General features: G+C 72.1%; 15 protein-coding genes. 4 read left to right on the forward strand and 11 right to left on the reverse strand.

Translation table 11 applies throughout. The features are described from left to right. Positions 1 to 52 precede the first annotated feature (52 nt). Both ACH4K4_RS24760 and ACH4K4_RS24765 read right to left on the reverse strand, forming a co-directional pair. Positions 53 to 2,722, reverse strand: a complete 2,670-nt coding sequence (locus tag ACH4K4_RS24760) for a BTAD domain-containing putative transcriptional regulator (protein WP_398170131.1) — start codon at positions 2,720 to 2,722, stop codon at positions 53 to 55. 120 nt (positions 2,723 to 2,842) lie between these two features. Beyond that, positions 2,843 to 3,082 (reverse strand): chaplin, encoded by a 240-nt coding sequence (locus ACH4K4_RS24765; RefSeq protein WP_398170133.1) that lies wholly within the window; start codon positions 3,080 to 3,082, stop codon positions 2,843 to 2,845. 370 nt (positions 3,083 to 3,452) lie between these two features. Between ACH4K4_RS24765 and ACH4K4_RS24770 the strand changes: the two genes are divergently transcribed. Further along, complete coding sequence (locus ACH4K4_RS24770; RefSeq protein WP_398170135.1) at positions 3,453 to 6,362, forward strand: BTAD domain-containing putative transcriptional regulator; 2,910 nt, start codon at positions 3,453 to 3,455, stop codon at positions 6,360 to 6,362. Here ACH4K4_RS24770 and ACH4K4_RS24775 read toward each other — a convergent pair. Beyond that, a complete protein-coding gene (locus ACH4K4_RS24775) occupies positions 6,315 to 6,983 on the reverse strand; it encodes an acetoacetate decarboxylase family protein (RefSeq protein WP_398170137.1) in 669 nt (222 codons plus the stop codon). The two genes, ACH4K4_RS24770 and ACH4K4_RS24775, sit on opposite strands and share 48 nt — an antisense overlap. A 284-nt stretch (positions 6,984 to 7,267) precedes the next feature. Here ACH4K4_RS24775 and ACH4K4_RS24780 point away from each other — a divergent pair, with 284 nt between their 5' ends. Then, entirely contained in the window at positions 7,268 to 8,713 is a 1,446-nt protein-coding gene (locus tag ACH4K4_RS24780) for a glyceraldehyde-3-phosphate dehydrogenase (protein WP_398170139.1), read from the forward strand. A 199-nt stretch (positions 8,714 to 8,912) separates the two neighbouring features. Next, a complete protein-coding gene (gene queC / locus ACH4K4_RS24785) occupies positions 8,913 to 9,629 on the forward strand; it encodes a 7-cyano-7-deazaguanine synthase QueC (RefSeq protein WP_398028490.1) in 717 nt (238 codons plus the stop codon). Between the two features lie 68 nt (positions 9,630 to 9,697). Here the strand turns inward: queC and ACH4K4_RS24790 are convergent, their stop codons facing one another. The 8 genes from ACH4K4_RS24790 to ACH4K4_RS24825 all read right to left on the reverse strand — a co-directional run bounded on the left by ACH4K4_RS24790 (position 9,698) and on the right by ACH4K4_RS24825 (position 16,305). Then, the gene (locus ACH4K4_RS24790) at positions 9,698 to 10,432 is read right to left on the reverse strand and encodes an HAD family hydrolase (RefSeq protein WP_398170140.1); all 735 of its coding nucleotides are present in this window, start codon (positions 10,430 to 10,432) and stop codon (positions 9,698 to 9,700) included. Next, a complete protein-coding gene (locus ACH4K4_RS24795; protein ID WP_398170142.1) occupies positions 10,429 to 10,959 on the reverse strand; it encodes a phosphoribosyltransferase in 531 nt (176 codons plus the stop codon). Before ACH4K4_RS24795 ends, ACH4K4_RS24790 begins: the two co-directional genes overlap by 4 nt. Continuing rightward, positions 10,956 to 12,008, reverse strand: a complete 1,053-nt coding sequence (locus tag ACH4K4_RS24800) for an adenylosuccinate synthetase (protein WP_398170143.1) — start codon at positions 12,006 to 12,008, stop codon at positions 10,956 to 10,958. The genes ACH4K4_RS24795 and ACH4K4_RS24800 overlap by 4 nt, the downstream gene beginning before the upstream one ends. 1 nt (position 12,009) lies before the next feature. Then, a complete protein-coding gene (gene purB / locus ACH4K4_RS24805; RefSeq protein WP_398170144.1) occupies positions 12,010 to 13,365 on the reverse strand; it encodes an adenylosuccinate lyase in 1,356 nt (451 codons plus the stop codon). Then, entirely contained in the window at positions 13,362 to 14,504 is a 1,143-nt protein-coding gene (locus tag ACH4K4_RS24810) for an IMP dehydrogenase (RefSeq protein WP_398170145.1), read from the reverse strand. The genes purB and ACH4K4_RS24810 overlap by 4 nt, the downstream gene beginning before the upstream one ends. A 68-nt stretch (positions 14,505 to 14,572) precedes the next feature. After that, positions 14,573 to 15,181: a GTP cyclohydrolase I gene (folE, locus tag ACH4K4_RS24815; RefSeq protein WP_398170146.1), complete on the reverse strand. Its 609-nt coding sequence runs from the start codon at positions 15,179 to 15,181 to the stop codon at positions 14,573 to 14,575. Further along, a complete protein-coding gene (locus ACH4K4_RS24820) occupies positions 15,178 to 15,807 on the reverse strand; it encodes a 7-carboxy-7-deazaguanine synthase QueE (protein WP_398170327.1) in 630 nt (209 codons plus the stop codon). The genes folE and ACH4K4_RS24820 overlap by 4 nt, the downstream gene beginning before the upstream one ends. Before the next feature lie 132 nt (positions 15,808 to 15,939). Continuing rightward, complete coding sequence (locus ACH4K4_RS24825) at positions 15,940 to 16,305, reverse strand: 6-pyruvoyl trahydropterin synthase family protein (RefSeq protein WP_398170147.1); 366 nt, start codon at positions 16,303 to 16,305, stop codon at positions 15,940 to 15,942. Positions 16,306 to 17,859: 1,554 nt separating this feature from the next. Between ACH4K4_RS24825 and ACH4K4_RS24830 the strand changes: the two genes are divergently transcribed. Further along, positions 17,860 to 20,745 carry an ATP-binding protein gene (locus ACH4K4_RS24830; RefSeq protein WP_398170148.1) on the forward strand — a complete coding sequence of 962 codons (2,886 nt, stop codon included), beginning with the start codon at positions 17,860 to 17,862 and terminating at the stop codon, positions 20,743 to 20,745. Positions 20,746 to 20,777 lie beyond the last annotated feature (32 nt).

Genomic DNA, 20,777 nt, shown 5'->3' on the forward strand with positions numbered 1-20,777 from the left:
AGATGCCGAGGGCCTTGGCCGTGCCCGCCCGGCCCGGTGCGGCGCCGGGCGGTCAGCCCGCCAGGGCGCGGACGGTTGCCTCGGTGAGGCAGCGGCGGGCCTCGGCCCCGCGGCCGAGGGCCTGCAACGCCTGGCCGCAGACGTCGAGGAGCAGCGCCCGCCGCTCGTCCGACTGCTCGTCAGGGGCCAGCTCCAGTCCCCGCCGGCCGTGGGCCAGCGCCTCGTCGGGGCGGCCGGCGGCGAGGCAGTGGGCCGCCAGGTGGTAGAGGGCCAGGGTTTCGGTGTGCGGGTGGCCCAGGGCGTGCGCCATCCGCGCGGCCTGCTCCCGCCGTGTCCCGGCACCGGACAGGTCGCCGACCCGCTCCAGCGCGGCCGCCCAGTTGATCAGGGCGATCACCTGGCCGCGCGGGTCCTCGGCGCGTACGGCCAGGTCGGGCGCGCGGCACAGGTGTGCCAGCGCCGCGGCGTGCCGCCCGTTCTCGGTGAGGACCCAGCCGAGCAGCGAGCACAGCCGCGACTCGGCGTCCGGGTCGTCCAGCGCGGTCGCGGCGGCGAGGGCGCGTTCGAGGGTCGGCTCCCACCCGTCGTGTACCTGGCGTACGACAAGTGGCCACAGCTGCACGGCGATACGCCAGGTGAGTTCCGTGTGCCCGGCCTCGGCCGCCGCGGCCACCGCCGCTGTGAGGTTGGCGCGCTCGGTGACGTACCAGGCCATCGCGGTGGCGCGGTCGGCGAAGGCCGGTGGCGAGGCGGGCGGGGACACGCCGGGAGGCAGGGAGCAACAGGGCTGGCTGCCGGGTTCGGCCGCCGCCGCGGCGGCCCCGGCGGCGGCCAGGTAGTGCACGAGCAGCCGGTGCAGCCCGGCCGCGTCGGCCCGGTCCGCGAACGAGCGGGCGTACAGCCGCGTCAGGTCGTGCATCAGGTACCGGTCGCCGGCCCTCTCCTCGACGAGGTGGGCGGCGGCCAGTTCCTCCAGGGCGGCACGTGCCGCGGCGGGCGGCAGACCGCTGAGCGCCGCCGCGGCACCGCCGTCGAGTTCCGGCCCGACGTGCAGCGCCAACTGGCGGAAGAGCAGCGCCCCGGCCGGCGGCAGCTGCTGCACGCTCAGCCGCAGCGTCGCCTCCACCCCGAGGTCCTCGCCGGACAGCAGCGGAAGCCGCCGGTGCTCGTCGGCCAGGTCGTCGGCCATCGCGCGCAGGGTGAGCCGGGGCCGTGCGGCGAGCCGCGCCGCGGCCAGCCGCAGCGCCAGCGGCAGTCCGTCGCAGAGGGCGGCCAGTTCGCTCGCGGCGGCGGGCTCGGCGGCCGTCCGGGCGTCGCCGATGACGGTACGCAGGACCTGTACGCCGTCCACGGGCGCCAGCCGTTCCAGCGGCAGCAGCCGGGCGCAGTCCGTGGCCACCAGCCCCTCCAGCCGGTTGCGGCTGGTGACCAGCACGGTGCTTCCGGGCATGCCGGGCAACAGGGGGCGTACCTGTGCGGAGTTCCGGGCGTCGTCCAGCAGGACGAGGACACGGCGGCCGGCGAGCCGCTCGCGGTACAGGCGCCCCGCGGCCCGCGCGTCCGCCGGCAGTTGCTCCTCGGGCACGCCCAGGGCCAGCAGGAAGTCGTGCAGGACACCGGCCGGTTGGGAGCCGGTGCCGCCCGCGTCCTCGGCGTGCAGGTCGGCGTAGAGGATGCCGCCGGGGAAGTCGCCGGCGTGCGCGTACGCCCAGTGGACCGCCAGCGACGTCTTGCCGACCCCACCGGGGCCCATGATCACGCTCAACGGCGCGTCGCCCGACCGCGCGGTCCCGGTGAGCCGCGCCAGGTCGCCCGCACGGCCCACGAAGCCGGCCGGGGCGCGGGGGAGCAGGCACGGGGACGGCGGGGGCACGTCCGCGGCGGCGGGCCGCCGCGCCGGTGACTCCGCCGGCGACGGCACCGGCGCGGGCCGCTCGGTGGCCGGCCGGTCCGCCGGCCGGGAACGCAGGATGGCGAGGTACGCCTCGGACAGCGCGGCGCCCGGGTCGACGCCCAGTTCCCGGGCGAGCAGGCGTTGCGTACGGCGGTAGAGCGCGACGGCGTCGGCCTGGCGGTCGGCGTCGTACAGCGAGCGGACGGTGGCCGCGATCAGGGACTCGCGCAGCGGGTGGAGTTCGACCGCGGGCTGGAGCAGTACGAGGGCTTCCCCGCCCCGGCCGCACGCGTGCAGGGCCGCGGCGAAGTGCTCCAGCGCGGCGAGCTGTTCCTCCACGAGCCGGTCGGCGGCCGCCGCCATCAGCGCCGTGCCGCCGGTCCCGCCGAGCGCCCGGCCACGCCACAGGCCGAGGGCCTCCCGCAGCAGTGCGGCCGCCTCCTCTCCGGGGGGAGCGGCCGTGGCGCGCCGCACCAGTGCGCGGAAGCGCCACACGTCCGCCGCCTCCGGCGCGGCCTGGAGCGCGTAGCCGGCGCTCTCGGTCACGACACCGGCCGCGGGCGAGATGTGCAGCGACCCGCGCAGGGCGGACACATGGCCGTAGACGATGGTCCGGGCGTGCGTCGGCGGCTCGGTGTCCCACAGGGCCTCGATGATGCGCTCGGAGCTGACGGGTGCCCCCTCGGCCAGTACCAGCAGCGCCAGCACCGCCCGGCGCTTGGGGGGACCGAGCGGCACCCGTACGTCTCCCGAGAAGGCCGACACCGGCCCGAGCAGCCGGAAGTCCATCAGCGTCGTCTCCCCTGGCCAAGTCGTTACGGTGGGCATCTTACGAGGGCCGGGGGCCATGCTCGGACAGAGCGGGCCGAACGCCGGGTTCCCGGCATGGAAAACGGGGTGCGGGGCGCCCTCTCGAGCCGCCCCGCACCCCGCGTCACGCGGAGAACGTCAGTCGTTGACGCACGTGTTGCCGAAGGCCGGGTTGAGCAGTCCGACGACGTTGATGGTGTTGCCGCAGACGTTGACCGGCACGTGGACCGGGACCTGAACGGTGTTGCCGGAGATCACGCCCGGTGAGTTGAGCGCCGCGCCCTGGGTTCCCGAGTCGGCAGTCGCGAGGCCCGCACCGCCCAGGAGGATGGCGCAGGTTCCTACGGCGGCAGCGGCAGACTTGATGACACGCGACATGGAATGTTGCTCCTCGAAATCGTGAAATGGGACTGGCGGCCTGACAGGGGGCACTCGGTGCCCGCTGTCCCGGCTGGAGGGCCGCCGACACCCAATCAACCTGATGAGACGCCCATCTGTTGCGCGGTGCGGTCGATTTTCACTCTATTCGGGTGGGTCGAATGAGCGTATTAATTTCCTGGTCGATGGCACACGATTCCGGCGGGCCTCGGCGCCGAGTTCTCCGCCGTACCGGATTTCCGTTTACGGCCCCGCGCGGTACGCGGGAAACCGGCCGTACCCCGGCCCGCGAGGCTTGCACCGTGCTGACGAACGGGCCCCGGGCAAGGGAGGATGGCAGGTGGGGGCACTATGTGAAGACAGGGGTGTCATGGCTGAAGGGGTGGGTGACGGGCGGCGGCTCCGGTTCACCGTGCTCGGGCCGGTGGGGCTGTGGCGGGGTGGTGAGCGGCTCGACGCCGGTTCACCGCAGCAGCGTGCGCTGCTCGCCGTGCTGCTGCTCAGGGGCGGGCGGGTCGCGTCCGCGCCGGAGCTGGTCGACGCCCTGTGGGGCGAGGACCCGCCGGCCACCGCGGTGGCCGCGCTCCGCACATACGCGTTCCGGCTGCGCAAGGCCCTCGGCCCGGACGCGGGCATACTGGTGAGCGAGTCCCGTGGCTACGCGCTCCTGGCCGGCGCGGGGTCACTCGACCTCGATGTCGCCGAACGGCTCGCGGCCGAGGCGGAACAGGCCCGCGGCTCCGGCCACACCGACCGCGCCCGCGCGCTGCTGAGCGAGGCGCTGGACCTGTGGACCGGCGAGACGATGGCCGGCGTGCCCGGCCCGTACTGCGCGGTCCAGCGCACCCGCCTCGAAGAGCGCTACCTCACCCTCCTGGAAGCCCGCCTCGGCCTCGACCTGGAGACCGGCCACCACGCGGAGGCCGTCGCCGAACTGACCACCCTGGTCGCGGCGCACCCGCTGCGCGAACGGCTGCGGGAACTGTTGATGCTCGCGCTCTACCGCAGCGGACGCCAGGCCGAGGCGCTGGCCGCCTACGCGGACACCCGGCGGCTGCTCGCCGACGAACTCGGCACCGACCCCGGCGCGGAACTCTCCGAACTGCACCAGAAGATACTCAGGGCCGACCCCGCACTGGCCGCGCCGCGCAGCGGCGGGCGGGAAGCGGCGCACGGCCCGGGCGTCATATCGGTGCGGCCCGCGCAACTGCCGGCCGACATCCGCGACTTCACGGGCCAGTCGTTCGCGGCCAAGGAATTGCGCGAACAACTCGCCGCGGCGGAGGGGCAGCCGATGGTGGTGGCCGCCATCTCGGGAATCGGCGGCGTCGGAAAGACCGCACTCGCCATTCACGTCGCGCACGGCGTCCGGTCGCATTTCCCCGACGGCCAGCTGTACGTGGACCTCCAGGGAGCCGGCCCCGGCCCGGCCGACCCCGAAGCCGTCCTCGGCGCGTTCCTGCGCGCGCTGGGCACCCCCGACGCGGCGCTGCCCCGCGGCGTGACGGAACGCGCCGCGCTCTACCGGTCCGCCCTCGACGGCCGCCGCGTCCTGGTCCTGCTGGACAACGCCCGCGACGCCGGGCAGGTCAGGCCCCTGCTGCCGGGTGCCAGAGGCTGCGCCGCCCTGATCAGCAGCCGTACCCGGATGACCGGCCTGGAAGGCGCGCACCTGGTCGACCTGGACGTCATGGACCCCCAGGAGGCGCTGGCCCTGTTCTCCTGCATCGCGGGCGTGGAGCACGAGGCCGCCCCGGACGTGGTGGCCTCGTGCGGCTACCTGCCGCTGGCCATCCGCATCGCCGCCTCCCGCCTGGCCGCACGCCGCGCCTGGAGCGTCGCCGACCTGGCACGCAAGCTGGCCGACGAACGGAACCGGCTGCGCGAGCTGCGGGCGGGCGACCTCGCGATCACGGCCACGTTCGAATGGGGGTACGGGCAGCTCTCGCCTCGCCAGGCCCGCGCCTTCCGCCTGCTGGGCCTGCCCGGCGGCCCGGACATCTCTCTCCCCGCCGCGGCGGCCCTGCTCGGCCTGGACCCGGCGGAGGCCGCGGAGCTGCTGGAGTCCCTGGTGGACGCCTCGTTGCTGGAGTCGGCCGCCCCGGACCGCTACCGCTGCCACGACCTCGTACGCCTGTACGCGCGCTCCTGTGCCGAACGCGACGAGGACCCGGCGCAGCGGGAAGCGGCGCTGTCGCGATTACTCGACTTCTACCTGGCGACGACCGCGCAGGTGTACGTGATCGAGCGGCCCGGCGACCCCGTGCTCGACCACCTCGAACCCACGCGGTGGCCCGGACTGGTCTTCGACAGCAACGACGCCGCGCTGACCTGGTTGTTCAACGAGGCCAGGAACTTGCTGGCGTGCGCCAGGGCCGCGGCCCACGGCCCGGGGCTGCGCCGCGCGGCCGACCTCCTGCTGGTCGCCAAGGACCTGGCCGAATCCGGCGCGGACGACCGGCAGTACGTGGAGGTGAACGCCCACCTGGTGGCCGCGGCCCAGCAGGCGGACGACGCACGCGCCGAGGGCCGGCTGCACTGCCCCATGGCGCACCTCCACCTCCTGGCCGGCCGTATCAAGGAGGCGGAGCAGTCGGCGCAGGCCGCCCTGGTGCTCCGGCTCCGCTGTGCGGACCCGGTGCTCTCCGCCCACGCCCTCAACGAGAGCGGCATCCTCGCGAGCGTGCAACGCCGCCACGAAGAGGCGGAGGCGTACCTGACCCAGGCGCTCGACGCCTTCCGCCGCTACGGCAACCGGAACAGCACCGCGAGCGTCCTCGCGAACCTGTCCCGCCTCTACCTGGATGTGGGACGCGTCCAAGAGGCGGTGCACCTGGCGGAGCAGGCCCTGGCCATGTACCAGGCCATGGGGGCGACGCTGCGGCTGGCCAGCGGGAAGTACAACCTCGCGCTGGCACTGGCCCAGGCCGACCGCCGCGAGGACGCGTTGGAGCAGCTGGACCAGGTACTGCGCATCTTCCGGCACAGCCGGTACCGCCTGTGGGAGGCGATGACCTACTGGCGCATGGCGGAGATCCATCTCGCCGCCGGCCGGCCGACGCAGGCCGCCGGCCTTGCCGAACAGGCCCTCGCGACCTCGCGCGGCACCGGCAGCACCTGGGTCCGCGCCAATGCCCTCATCGTCCTCGGACGCGCCCTGCGGCGTACCCGGCACGCCGACCGGGCCCGTGCCTGCTGGGAAGAGGCCCTGGCGATCCACGAGCAATTGGGTTCACCGGAAGTCGCCGACGTGCGGGCTCTGCTGGCCAGGGCGCGGTGAGCGGCGCGGCAGCAGCGCCGGTGCGGGCATGCGGATGTCGAACGACGCCGCGGCGAGACCGAGCGGGGCGTCGGGCCGGCGGAGCGCGGGCAGCCCGGCCGACCACTCGTAGGCATGCAGGGAGCCGGCCGACGGGCGGGCGCTGAACCGTGCGGTGATGAACGTCCGGGTTCCGTCGCGGGAGCCGAAGGCGGCCAAGGGCAAGGGGAGGCGGGGGAGCGACGGTCCCTTGGACGTCACGCCGAGGGTGGCGACGAGCCCTTCGCCGTCGGTGACGCGGACCCGCGGGCCGTCCCACTGGAAGCCGGCCAACTCCTTGGGCACGCCCCAGATGCGCCGGCCGCCCCACATCGACTGCTCGTCGTCCACCCAGATCCGGTGGACGTGCACCCCGGCCCGCAGGCCACGGCGTGCGAGCGTGCCGACCAGCAACTCGTCGTAGACGAGGGTGCCCTCGCGATACCTGATGAGGAGGACGACCAGGGAGCGGGGGAGCACGGGGGAGAGGTCGGGAGGCGGGGCCGGGGACGATTCCGCGGCGAAGAGGCCGCCCCACAGGTGCCCGCGCAGGTGCCATGGCGGGGGCGGGTAAGAACACGGGGTCGCGTCGGCGCAGCTCATGGTCCGTACCTCCGGGAGCTGGTTACCCGCCTTGATCGTCCGCAAACAGGAGGAGGTCTCTCGGCGGCGTGGTGAGCCGGGAGGCCGCCGAGCGCTGGCTTCGGCCGCGACGAGGGAGGCCGCCACACAAGCAAACTGGTGCGCATTTCGCCGCGTATACGGGCATTTCGCACCGCGCTCTCGGCGTGGGCACGGTCGCGACCGCCCGGTCGACCGACACCGTTTGAACGATCAAAATGTCGGCGGGTTAGCATCTGAGCACCGCCTAGCTCGAAAGTGGAACTGTGACTGTCAACGAGGACTCGTTCACAAACTGGAAGAACCGCGAGGAGATCGCGGAGTCGATGATCCCGATCATCGGGAAGCTGCACCGCGAGCGGGACGTCACGGTCCTGCTGCACAGCCGCTCCCTGGTGAACAAGTCGGTGGTCAGCATCCTCAAGACCCACCGATTCGCCCGGCAGATCGCCGGCGAGGAGCTCTCGGTCACCGAGACGCTGCCGTTCCTGCAGGCCCTTGCCGCGCTGGACCTCGGCCCCTCTCAGATCGACATCGGCATGCTGGCCGCGACGTACAAGAGCGACGACCGCGGCCTGACCGTGGCGGAGTTCACCGCCGAGGCCGTCGCCGGCGCCATGGGCGACAACAAGATCGAGTGCCGCGAGGGGCGCGATGTCGTCCTCTACGGCTTCGGGCGCATCGGCCGCCTCGTCGCCCGCCTGCTCATCGAGAAGGCCGGTTCCGGCAACGGCCTGCGCCTGCGCGCCGTCGTCGTCCGGCAGGGCGGCGACCAGGACATCGTCAAGCGCGCCTCGCTGCTGCGCCGCGACTCCATCCACGGCCAGTTCCAGGGCACGATCACGGTCGACGAGGCGAGCAGCACGATCGTCGCCAACGGCAACGAGATCAAGGTGATCTACGCCAACGACCCCTCCGAGGTCGACTACACGGCGTACGGCATCAAGGACGCCATCCTCATCGACAACACCGGCAAGTGGCGCGACCGCGAGGGCCTGTCCAAGCACCTGCGCCCCGGCATCGACAAGGTCGTCCTGACCGCGCCGGGCAAGGGTGACGTCCCCAACATCGTGCACGGCGTCAACCACGAGACGATCAAGCCGGACGAGCAGATCCTGTCCTGCGCTTCGTGCACCACCAACGCGATCGTGCCGCCGCTGAAGGCCATGGCGGACGAGTACGGCGTGCTGCGCGGCCACGTGGAGACCGTCCACTCGTTCACCAACGACCAGAACCTGCTGGACAACTACCACAAGGCGGACCGCCGCGGCCGCTCGGCGCCGCTCAACATGGTCATCACCGAGACCGGCGCGGCCTCCGCCGTCGCCAAGGCGCTGCCCGACCTGAAGGCGCCCATCACCGGCAGCTCGATCCGCGTTCCCGTACCGGACGTCTCGATCGCGATCCTGAGCCTGCGGCTCGGGCGCGAGGCCACCCGCGAAGAGGTCCTCGACTACCTCCGCAACGTGTCGCTGACCTCGCCGCTCAAGCGCCAGATCGACTTCACCAGCGCGCCCGACGCGGTCTCGAACGACTTCATCGGCTCGCGCCACGCCTCGATCGTCGACGCGGGCGCCACCAAGGTCGACGGCGACAACGCGATCCTCTACCTCTGGTACGACAACGAGTTCGGCTACTCCTGCCAGGTCATCCGCGTCGTGCAGCACGTCTCCGGGGTGGAGTACCCGACCTACCCGGCCCCGGTGGCCTGACCCCGGCGGTCTCCGTGTTCCGGCGTCCTGCGTCACCCGGCCGCGGGTGACGCAGGACGCCGCACCCTTTCGGTCCGAAGGCCGAATTCTCGGACGCCACCGTGAGGCACGGAGCGGGCGGTACCGGAACGCTGGGTGTCGACCGAAGACGGCGGCCGGTTCCCAGGCGCGCTGTTGTCCCGACACCCGGAGGTGCGCCTTGTCCGAAACGTCGACGAAGCCGGACCCGTTCAGTGCCGTCGTCGTGCTGTCGGGAGGCATGGACTCCACGACGCTGCTCGCCCACTACGCCATGCTGCACTACCGGCTCACCGCGGTGACGGTCGACTACGGCCAGCGCCACCACCGGGAGATCGACGCGGCCCGGAAGATAGCCGAACACTACGGCGCGGAACACCACGTGGTGGACCTCAGCGGCATCGGCGTCCTGCTGGAGGGCTCCGCGCTGACCGACAGCAAGGTCAGCGTTCCCTCGGGGCACTACGCCGAGGAGACGATGCGCACGACGGTCGTCCCGAACCGCAACGCCATCCTCGCCAATGTGGCGGTGGGAGCGGCGGTCGCGCGGCGGGCCGGTGTGGTGGCCCTCGGTATGCACGCCGGCGACCACTTCATCTATCCCGACTGCCGGCCGGCCTTCGTCAAGGCGCTGGACCACCTCGTACAGGTCGCGAACGAGGGGTTCCCCACACCGCACGTGGAAACACCGTTCATCACCTGGAGCAAGACGGACATCGCCGTGTACGGAAACCGGATCGGGGCCCCTTTGGGGGAGAGCTGGTCGTGCTATCGCGGCGGAGACCGTCACTGCGGTACCTGCGGTACGTGTTACGAACGCCGTGAGGCGTTCCGCAACGCGGAGGTGCCCGACCCGACGGAGTACATCGACGACGTCACCGAGTTCGCGGCTCCGTAAGCCGCAAAAGGATACCCAGGGCATACCGAAGGCCGGTGCTGTGCCGCACCGGCCTTCGGTCGTGCCGCCTATCCGCGTGGTGCCGTACGGATTTCGCCCAGAATGACGGCCGCGGCCTCCGCCGCGCAGGCGGCGAGGTGGTCCGGGCCGGCGTCCGCTGCCGAGAGCAGCCGACCGCCGTTTCCGGTGCGCACTCCGATCGCCCGGGCGCCGAGAGTCCTCGCGGAGGCGACGTCCGCGGGGGTGTCCCCGACCATGTAGAGGGCGTCACCCGGCTGGTGGCCCACCGTTTCCAGGGCCCGGCGGGCGAGGACGGTCTTGCAGTCCGCGTCCGTGACACCGGCCGCGCCGGCCGCCAGGTCGTCACGGGTGAAGACCGCCCCGAACAGGTCGCGGAGCGCATGGCGTTCGAGGAGCTTCTCGGTCGCGCCGGTGCCGACCCAACTGCTCACCAGCACCATGCGGACACCGGCCGCGCCCAGGTCGCGTACCGCGTCCGCGGTGCCGGGAAAGAGGCAGCCGTACGGCATGTAGCGGTGCACCACGTCGTCCACGTGGTCGAGGACGACGGTGTCACCGATGCGCAGCCGCCCGCTGGTGATCGACTGCCAGTACTCGTACGCGAGGATCGTCTCCCTGGACGGCGGGGTCACCCCCTGGGCGTCGTGCAGGTCGACGACGAAGCGGTGGAACATGTCGGCGAAGTCGAGCAGGGTGCCGTCGCGGTCGAAGACGACGGTCGTGCGGGAGGGATGCGCCGGGGCAGCGGAGACCCGTGCCCCGGACGCGCCGGGCACCGTCACGGAGCCGCCTCCAACGGCACCGTCGACTCCGCGGGGCCGGGCGGCGCCTCCCAGGGGAAGACCGTCCAGTCGTCGACCTCGGCCGCCTGGTGGTCCGGCCGGCTGGGGCAGTTCTGGTTGCGCACCAGGACCGCGGTGCGGACCTCGGCGGCACCCATCGCACGGACCGTGCGGACCGCGGTCTCCATCGTGCCGCCGTCGCCCATGATGTCGTCGACGATCAGTACGCGTTTCCCGGTCAGCGGGGAGTCCGGGACGACGTACTCCAGCGACGCCGCACCGCGTTCGCTGTAGCGGTTGTTGGAGGAGTTCCGGGGAATGCCCAGGATTCTGAACTCCGGGACGTTCAACCGGTGTGCGAGGGCGACCGCGGGGGTGAGACCGCCGCGGGTGATGCCGACGACGGTGTCCGGCAGGGGGCCCGAGGAGCGGATCTCCTCGGCGAGGCGCGCCAACAGCGTACCGAGTGTCGACCAGCTGATGGTCAGGAGGTGCTGCCGCTTCCACAGGGGTGAGCCGACGGTCATGCGTTGCTCCTTGTGCGTTGGAGGAAGGCCGCGCCTCCGGTGGGGGAGGGGGACCTGAGGTCGATGACCTCGTCCGTGCCGGGGCCGGTGCCGATCAGCTCGACCTGTATGCCGAGTTCACGCTCGATCCCGTCGATGAAGTCGGTCGCCGCCCCCGCGGGCAGCGGGCCCTCCCGCAGCCCGCGTACCTCCGGGGCCGCGTAGTCGAGGAAGCTGACGGCGATGCGGGAGGGACGGTTGATGCGGATGGCTTCCCGGGCCTGGTCCAGGTCGAAGCGGCCCATCCGCCGGCGCCGTCCGGTCACCGTGCCGTATTCGACTCCGATGCGTTCCGCCTCCCGCTCGGGCAGTTCCGTCGGGAAGGCGCCGGCGCCGACGCGGGTCGGGTAGACCCGGAAGACCAGGACGACGTCGTCCACGGCCAGCGGGCCCAGGCCCGCGTCGGCGGCCACCGTGCTCGCCGTGCTGTCCTTGCCGACCGTGTGGGGGTAGGTCCCGTACAGGACCGACAGGCCGAACCCGTTCGTCCCCTCCACCTGGACCTGCGCGCCCGCGTCCACCGCTTCGTTGGCCTCCGCCGCGGCGTCCGCCAGGTAGGGGGCCAGTTCGGGGACGTCCTCGGCCCGGCGCGCGTTGCGCAGCGCTCGCGCCGCGAGCGCGGGGCCGTGCCCGCTGCCGGTGCTGCGGACCGTTTCGGTGAGGTTGCGGTCGCGCCCTTCGGCCTCGACGTGACCGGGGTCGATGACGGTCGCGCGGTAGTCGACGCCGATACGGCCGGCGACCTCCAGCTCTTCGATCTCCCGCAGCAGTACGGCCGGGTTGACGAGCACACCGGCGCCCAGCAGCAGCCGCGTCCGCTCGTTGACCACGGCGCTCGGGATCTGGCGCAGTTTGTGTGTCCGGCCGCCGTGCACGATGGTGTGCCCGGCCCCCGGGCCGAGCCCGGCGCGTACCGCGAGGTCCGCGCCGTCCTTGAGCGCCAGGTAGCTGGCCATCTTGCCCTTGGCCTCGTCGCCCCACTGGCCGCCCACGATGATGGTGCAGGGCATGTCATCCTCCTTGGACGATGCGTTCGGCGCGCTTGACGGCCTCGGCGGCCAGGTTCCGGCAGTGCCCGACGTCGGCTCCCGCGGCGGCCAGCCGGCGGACCTCTTCCCGGTCGAGCCGGCCGGCGAGGCGCGGATGGGCCAGGAGAGCGTCGACCATGTCCACGCTCTCCTCCTCTGTCCGGCCGGAAGCCTCCTGGAGCAGGCGGTACGCCTCCAGGCGGTCCATGCCGCGCTGGACGAGGAGCAGGAGCACCGCCTCGCTGAGGTGCTCGTTGCGCGAGTGCGTCAGGTTGTGGCGCATACGGTCGGGGAAGACCCGCAGGCCGTCGATCACGAACGTGGTGGTGGTCAGCATCTCGTCCAGCAGGACGCACGCCTCGGGCAGGGTGAACCGTTCGTTGGCGGAATTGGCGAGGTCCCGCTCGTGCCAGCTGGTCACGTTCTCCAGCGCGGGCCCGACGAGCGAACGCACCAGCCGGGCCAGGCTGCAGACGCGCTCACTGCGGACGGGGTTGCGCTTGTGCGGCATGGCGGAACTGCCGATCTGGCCGCCCTCGGCGAACGGCTCGGCGACCTCGCCGATCTCCGTGCGCTGCAGATTGCGTATCTCGGTCGCCAGATCCTCCAGGCAGGCGGCGGTCAGCCCCGCCCAGCAGAAGAACTCGGCGATCCGGTCCCGGGCCACGGCCTGGGCGCAGACGGCCGGCTCCGGAAGGCCGAGCTCGCGCAGGGCCGCCCGCTGCACCTCGGGTCCGCGGGCGCCGATTCCGGCGAGCGAGCCCACCGCCCCCGCGATCTTGCCCATGACGATCCGCTCCTTCGCCTGGGTGAGGCGTTCCAGGCAGCGGACGAAGCGGTCGAGCACGATGGCGAGCTTGAATCCCAGCGTCACCGGCTGCGCCTGCTGGCCGTGGGTGCGGCCGATCATGACGTGGTCGCCGGCCGCGTCGATACGGGCCATCAGCGCGGTGAGGAGGTCGCGCAGGTTCTCCTCCAGCAGCGCTATGGCCTCGGAGAGTTGCAGGGCGAGCGCGGTGTCGAGGATGTCGCTGCTGGTCGCTCCGTAGTGGACCCACGCGCCGTGGGTGCCGCAGGACTCGGCGAATTCGTGTACGGCGGCGAACAGCTCGTGCCGGCTGGTCTCCTCCAGCTCGGCGATGCGCTCGACGGAACAGCGGTGGGTGCGGGCGCGCTCGGCGATGACCTCGGCCGATTCCCGCGGGATGACGCCCAGGCTGCCCTGTGCCTTCGCGAGCGCGCCCTCCACGCGGACGAACGCCTCGTAACGCGCCCGGTCGGTGAAGAGCGCGCGCATCTGCGGGCTGCCGTACCGGCCGGTGTCGATCGGGGTCGTCACACCGCCTCCGAGGCGTAGTCGAGCGGAACCTGCCGGGCGCGCCCGAGGGCGTGCGGGTGGTTCTCGGCCAGGCCGGCGGGCGTGACACGGACGAAACTGGCGCGCTCGCGGAACTCGGCGAGGGTGTGCGCGCCCGAATAGCTCATGCCGGAGCGCAACCCGCCGACGAAACGGTTCACCGTGTCGGCGACCGGCCCGGTGAAGGGCCACGTCGCCTCCACGCCCTCGGGCGTGTACTGCGCCAGTTCCTCCTTGGTCACCGCTTCGCCGCGGGCCCGCTTGAGGGTGAGCCGCATGCCGAACGTCACGAACCCGGTGCTCACCTTCGCGGGCCGGCCGCCGTGCTCCACCAGCAGGGCGGCGCTCTCCTCGGCACCGGCGAGCGCGCTGCCCAGCATCGCCGTCCTGGCACCGGCCGCCAGCACCTTCGCCACGTCGCCCGGTTCCTTGATGCCACCGTCCGCGATGACCGGCACGCCGTGCCCCGCGGCTTCCTCCGCGCACTGGAGCACGGCGGTGAACTGCGGCATGCCGCTGCCGGCCACCAGACGCGTGGTACAGATGCCGCCGGGGCCGATGCCCACCTTCACGGCGTCGGCGCCGGCGTCGATCAGGTCCTTGGTGCCTTCGGGGGTCGCGACGTTGCCGCCCACGACGGGCACGCCGGGCCAGCGGGACTTCAGCTGGTCCACGGCCTTGAGGACGTAGTCGGCGTGGCCGTGCGCCACGTCGACGACCAGGGCGTCGGCCCCGGCCTCGACGAGGAGGGCCGCGCGGTCGAGGTAGTCGTCCGTCACACCGACGGCGGCCGCGGCGCGGAGCCGCCCCCGCTCGTCGACCGTGGCGCCCGGCGTGCGGGAGCCCTCCGGCTGCTCCTTCTTCACGGCGGCCACCTCGGCCGCCTGGTCCTGCGCGGTCTGCATCCGGTGGACGACACCGAGCCCGCCGGCCAGGGCCATGGCGGTGGCCATCCGCGCGCCGGTGCACCAAGGGGTGTTGGCGGACACGATGGGCACGGCCAGGCGCAGGCCCGGGACGAATTCGGTGCCGACGTCGGTGTGCGAGCGGCTGGTGACCGAGGTGCGCCGGGGGACGAGGAGGACGTCGTCGAGTCCGAGCCCGGTGGGGATCTCACGCAACGCTTTCACCTTTCTTCTGCGAGCCTGCCGGGGCAGGCGAACGGGGCGGGCCGGGAGGCCACGCGGGGTCAGCTGCGGTACGCGCCGGCCAGGCCGACGACTTCGTCGCGGGCGGGCCCGAAGTCCTCGAAGATCCCGGTGAACGCCGAGGAGGTCATGAGCGCCGGTGTGCGGATGCCCCGCATGGTCATGCACAGGTGCTCGCCCTTGCCGATCACGGCCACGTCGGGGGACCCGGTCACGGCCGAGATCTCGGCGGCGATGTCGTGGACGAGGCGCTCCTGGATCTGCAGCCGGTGCGCGTGGCGGTGTGCGATGCGGGCGAACTTCGAGAGCCCCAGCACGTGGGCGGCGGGCCGGTAGGCGATCGTCAGCGAGCACGAGAACGGGAGGAGGTGGTGCTCGCACAGCGACCACACGTTGATGTCGGAGACCGTGACCAGCTGCCCGACGGTGTGCAGCGGGAAGACGGTCTCGACCTGGCCCGCGTCGTACTGCGTGAACTCCCGCCACCACCGCGCGAAGCGGGCCGGCGTGTCCTGGAGGCCGGAGCGCTCCGGGTCCTCGCCGATCTCGGTGAGGAGCTGTCGCGCCAGCGTCTCCAAGGGGTCCTTGCCGGCTTCAGCGGGCTCCTGCGGTATCTCCAGCGTGGGAGTTTCCGCGCTGCTCAGCGTCATATGGCTCTCCTGTCGCCCCACACGGCCACATGAAGGCGTGTGGTGAGGTTCCATCCGCGCGCTACGACGTGATCGCCGAGCATCGCGAGATGCCGGTGGTTGTCTTCGGAGGTCTGGCCCTCGGGCATGATCCAGACCGGTCGGGCGCCGCAGCGGTCCACGATGGACGCGACCTCTTCGAGGTCCTCATCGCTGCGGCAGACGTATTTGAAAGCGGTGCCGGGGACCGCGGCCAGCGCCCGCAGCGCCCCGGGTACGATCCGCCGGTCCTCGGGGTCCCCGGAGTGGGACAGCTTGGGGGAGACGTTGAAGCGCACTCCGCAGGCGACCAGGTCGTCGGCGGGCGCGATCGTGCCGTTGGTCTCGATCTCCACGTCGCTGCCGCGGGCGCGGAGCCCGCGCACCAGGGGCAGCAGGCGCTTCTGCTGGCTGAGCGGTTCGCCGCCGGAGATGACGACGAGGTCGACCTCGTACGCCAGCAACCGGTCCAGCACCTCCCGCCAGGGCATCGGGTGCAACTCGTCCTTGGGCGCGTACGCGACCCCGGAGTCGCCGATGCCCGACCAGTCCCAGGTGTACGGGGTGTCACACCAGCGGCACGAGAGGTTGCAGCCGCCGAGCCGCAGGAACGCGCACCGCCGCCCGGCGGACGGGCCTTCTCCCTGAACGGTGCTAGGTAGGGCCGAAGATCTCGTTCACCACGAGCTTCGGACCCACCGCGGCGTCACCCCCTTCCCCGGCCTCGGGGGGCCGGGTGGTCATGCCCGGTACTCCGCCCACGTCTTGTCGGTCTCCGAGACCCGGACCGCGGTCAGTTCGGGAAGCTCGGTGCGCCACTTCTCGTGGATCCACTGCGCCAGGTTCTCGGCGGACGGGTTCAGGCCGGCGACGACGTCGTTGAGATGACGGTGGTCGACCTCGGTGTCGAGCCACTGCTTGAAGACCGCCAGCTCCCCGTAGTCGCGTACGAAACCGGCCTTGGTCAGGGCGTCGTCGGCAGCGGACAGTTCCAGTTCGACGACGTAGTTGTGCCCGTGCATACGGGAACACGGGTGGCCTTCGTCGAGATGGTCCAGACGGTGACTGGCGGAGAAGTGGAACTCTTTGCTGATACGGAATCCCACGGAGTTGTCCTTCGGGTAAAGGGAAGGCGAATGGTGTACCGATTCCCGGCCGCAGAGTGAAATCCGCTGCGGCCGGGAACCGGGTTGGCGTTCATCTTCGACGCTGCGAAAAGCAAGGACATCTCGGTCCCCACCGAAAGGTTGTCCGCGCACCCCGGCACATGGCGGAGAGCGGCTTTGCCCGACTCCCGGACGTCAAAAGGCGGTTGAAGCACAATGCCTCAACCGCCGGGTTGTCCGTATGCCTGCCGATTCTTTTACGTCGTGTGCGTCATCGCGTGCGGGTGACGCGCCCGGCCGTCCCGGACGACTCCTCTCCTCCTGCCCGAAGCTGTCTTCGAAACGACCCGCTGTGCCGCCCGCACGACCGGTACCGATGCCCCGCTCCGGCGTGCGGACACGCTCTACGGCGGCCGGGACGCTGTTCCGTGATACGTCGACACTGCGGGCTCCTGCCGAACCGGCGAACGATGATCGGTTGCCGATGCTCCTCTGGGCACGCGGCGAAACCATCTCGGTCGGTACCGAAGGAAATGCGGGTCGGCCCGAAAGAAAAACGACGGTGGGTCGAGTGCCCGGCGGCGGATGTTTGCCGTGAATCCTGGGTAAACCGACGCGTGACGGATCGCCGCGCCTTCGCCCCGAGGCGCATGCGAAGCCGCTCGGCGTAGCGCGGGCGCACGCCGTTCCCGGTCACCCGGCCCGGACGGCGGCCCGGACGGCGGCGCGGACCTCCGGTGCGGTGGAGGTGCCTGCGCGGTGCCGCACCGAGGCTGTGGTGCCGCACCGTACTGCCCGGCCGGCCGCTCACCCGGTCGACGCGCGATCGGCGATCGTACCGCCGGGCCACCATCACCCCCCTCGGGAGCAGCACTCCAGTGATCAGTTACAGCTCCGTCCCCCTGCCCGCCGGCGACCGGTTCCGCCCTTTCCCGGACCCCGCGCCGACCCGGCTTCGCCCACCACCGCGTACGGTCCCGCCGGCTCCGGACGTGCGGCTCCTGCGGTGCCCGTCCCCGGCACCGTCCGACCTCCGCGCTCACGGGCCGTCCGTCGTTCGCCGGTGTGAACAAGGCCGTGGGTCTCCACGCCTGGGCCAGGCCGTGCCGGCGTACCGAAGCGGGGGCACCGCCGCTGCCCTCAATGGCGCGTTTCCGCACTATTATCGCCTGCATACCGTCGTCGCCAGGCCGGTCGGCGAGGAGCGTCCGGCATCTCGTCGCACCGCGCCGGCGGCGTCCTGTCCCTCTGCGACCATCTTTGCATTCCGTGAATGGTGCATCGCAGGGAGCCGGGGCGGCGACCTGACGCCACATCACCGCGATGGATGGCTAATGCAAGAAAGTGTGGGGCGCGCCGGCCGGTGGCCGCTGTCCTTCCGCTCGGCGAGACCCCCTCCGTGACCACGACGCCCCACGCTCATGCTCAGCTCTCTCACGCGGAGGCCCCAATGAATCGCTGTCCGTTGCGTACGCACCTTCGTCCGCCCGACCTACCGCTCCCATCGGCAGGACGCTCGACCGCTCACGGTAAGTGCAGGGAGGAAGCAGGCGCATGAGTGTGGATACTTCGTCAGCGAACGACGCGTTGCGCGGGTACGACTCGGCGATCGTCGCCCGTCGCCCCGAAATGCGGGCCTTACGCCAGACCTTGGCCGACAGTGGCGCCGGAAGGTGCGGGCACTGGGTCGTGCACGGCGAGACCGGCGCGGGCAAGACCGCGCTCCTGCGTATCCTGCGCGAAGAGGCCCGGACGCTCGGCCACTCGGCCGTGGAACTCAAGTGCACACCGGTGGAGGGAGGTGTGCCGTTCGCCGCCGCCCGGAAACTCCTCGCGCAGTACGGTGAATTGCTCGCCGTCCAAGAGCCGGCCACGGAATCCCTGCGCCGCGCCGCGGAAGCCCTGTCGTGCCGCAAGGCCCATGCCGCGGACCCGCAGTCGGTGCTGGGCGAGGTGCTCGCCGGGCTCCAGGCGGCGACCCGGGCCCTCACCGCGGCGGCCCCGTTGCTCATCACGATCGACGACATCGGTTCGGCCGACGCATATTCATTGGACTGTTTCTCCTATTTGCTGAGCCAATGTGATGGAAAAGGCAGCCTGGTCATCGTGATGACGCTGGCGGACGGCGAACCGGTGCAGGCGCCCGCCGCGCTGGAAGGGCTGCGGTCGGGCGCCCGCGGCCGTATCCACCTCGGCGGCCTCGACCTGCCGGGCACGGCGGAACTGGTGGCGTCCCTGACCGGCCGGCCGTGTGACGACGGCCTCGCCGCGGCCTGCCGCGAGGCGACCGACGGCAACCCGCTGTTCCTGCGGGTCCTCGCGCGATGCCTGCCGGAGCGGGGGAAGATCACCGCACGGGAGATCGCCGGGATCGGCCCGCGAGGCGTCGCCGACCACGTACTGGCACGGCTCGCCCGGGTTTCCGGGCCGGCGTCGGCCCTGGCCCGCATGGTCGCCGTACTGGGCAACGGCGTCGATTCCACGATCGTCGCGCAGCTGGCCGGCCTGGACTGCGCGGAAGTGTCCGAAGCGGCCGATGTCCTGGTGCGCATGCGGTTGTTCCGCGACGGCGCGCAGATGGCGTTCCGCCACCCCGTCGTGGCGGCGGCGATCTGCGAGCAGACCTCCGCGGTCGCCAAGAACACCGCTCACCTCCAGGCGGCGGAGCACATGCACCGCGGCGACGCCCCGGCGGACCAGATAGCCGGGCACCTGATGGCGGCGACCGTCCCGCTGACGGCCTCCTGGGCGGTGGACACGCTGCGGTCGGCGGCGCGTTTCGCCCTGTCGCGCCAGGAGCCCGCCGAGGCGGTGAGATACCTGCGACGGGCCGTCCAGGACGCACGGGGAGAGGACTGGCAGCGGGCCGCCACCCAGCTCGCGGACGTACAGCTGCTCACCGACCCCTCCGCCGCCATCGACCAGCTATGCGACATGGCCCGCCGGGGCGTGGCCGCCGAGGAGCGCCCGCACCTCTTGGCCCGGCTCGCGGACGCCTCCTTCTTCTTCGCCTCGCACCCCCAGGCCCAGCGCAAGCTGGCCGAGGCAGTCGAGTCGGTCGCCGTCTCGCAGCCGCACTACACCGCCGATACACAGCTGTACCGCATACTGAACGCCTTGTTCGAGCTGTCCACCGGGGAAGCGCGCCAACTTGCCGAGCGGTACCTCGCGGCCGACCCCCAGGAAGGCGTGTTGCGCAGCGCGGCCGGCGTCTTGAAGGCGGCGTGCGCCCACGCGGCGGGCCAGGACCGAGATGCGGCACTGGAGATGGTCAAACAGTCGCTGCGCGACCCGGACCTGTACGAACTCCCGAACGTGGCGCCCTTGTCCGCCGGCACGATGATGCTGGTGTACGAGGGCGAACTCGACCTCGCCTCGGAGTGCTGCCGCCACGGGATCGCCGTGGCGAGGAGGGAAGGGCGTCAGCTCCAGGTGGCCGCGCTCCTGCCGGTCCTGGCGGAGATCGCGCAGATACGCGGGCAACTGCGCGAGGCCGAAAGCCTGTTGCGCAAGTGTCTGGCGACCTTCGCGCGCTACGGAGTGTGGCGCGCGAACCCCTCCGCCGTATGGGCGAGTGCCGCGCTGGTCGGCGTACTGGTGGACCAGGGCGAGCTGGCCGCCGCCCGTACGGTGCTCAATGAGAGCGGCTGCTGCGGAGACATGCCGACGACCTGGGCCACGCAGTCGATGCTGCGGCAGCGCGCTCGGGCGCGCATGGCGTCCGGAGACCTCGGCAGCGCGCTGGAGGATCTCCGGGAGTGCGGGGACCGGTCGGTGTCGCTCGGCCTGCTCAACGTCGAGTTCGGGGCGTGGCGCCGGCTGGCCGCCGAGGCGCTGCACCAGCTCGGCCGGCGCAAGGAAGCGACGCACATGGCGCAGGAGGACCTGGAGTCGGTACGGGGCAAGGCCACGGCCCGTGCGCGAGGGGACGCCCTGCGCACCGCCGGCATGGTCATCGGCGGCGAGACGGGCCTCGAACTGGCGCGCGAGGGGGTGCGGACCCTGAAGGAGACCCCGGACATCCTGGCGCTGGCCCGCGCCGAGCTGACGCTGGGCACGCTGTTCCGCAGGTCCGGTGACCGGATCGCCGCGCAGGAGTCACTGGCGCAGGCGTACGCGCTCGCGAGCCGGTGCGGCGCGGCGGCGGTCGAGGCGCAGGCCCGCGAGCAACTGCGCGCCCTGGGGCGCCATCGGGGCGGGCGGGCGGTGACCGGGCTGCTGTCCCTGACGACGCGAGAGCGCCAGGTTCTCGCCGATGCCGTACGCGGGCGGAGCAACGGCGCGATCGCCGACTCCCTCTTCATCACACGGCGCACCGTGGAGATCCACCTGACCAGTGCCTACCGCAAGCTCGGCATCCAGGGGCGCAAGGAGTTCGCCGAACTCTTCAACCGCCAGGAACTGTGGGCCCTGTTGACGGAGGACGCGGCGAAGAAGTAGCGGGCGATCGGTGCGGGGTACGGCCGTGGCCG

The sequence above is a fragment of the Streptomyces sp. NPDC017529 genome, assembly GCF_044329785.1.
GTDB lineage: Bacteria > Actinomycetota > Actinomycetes > Streptomycetales > Streptomycetaceae > Streptomyces.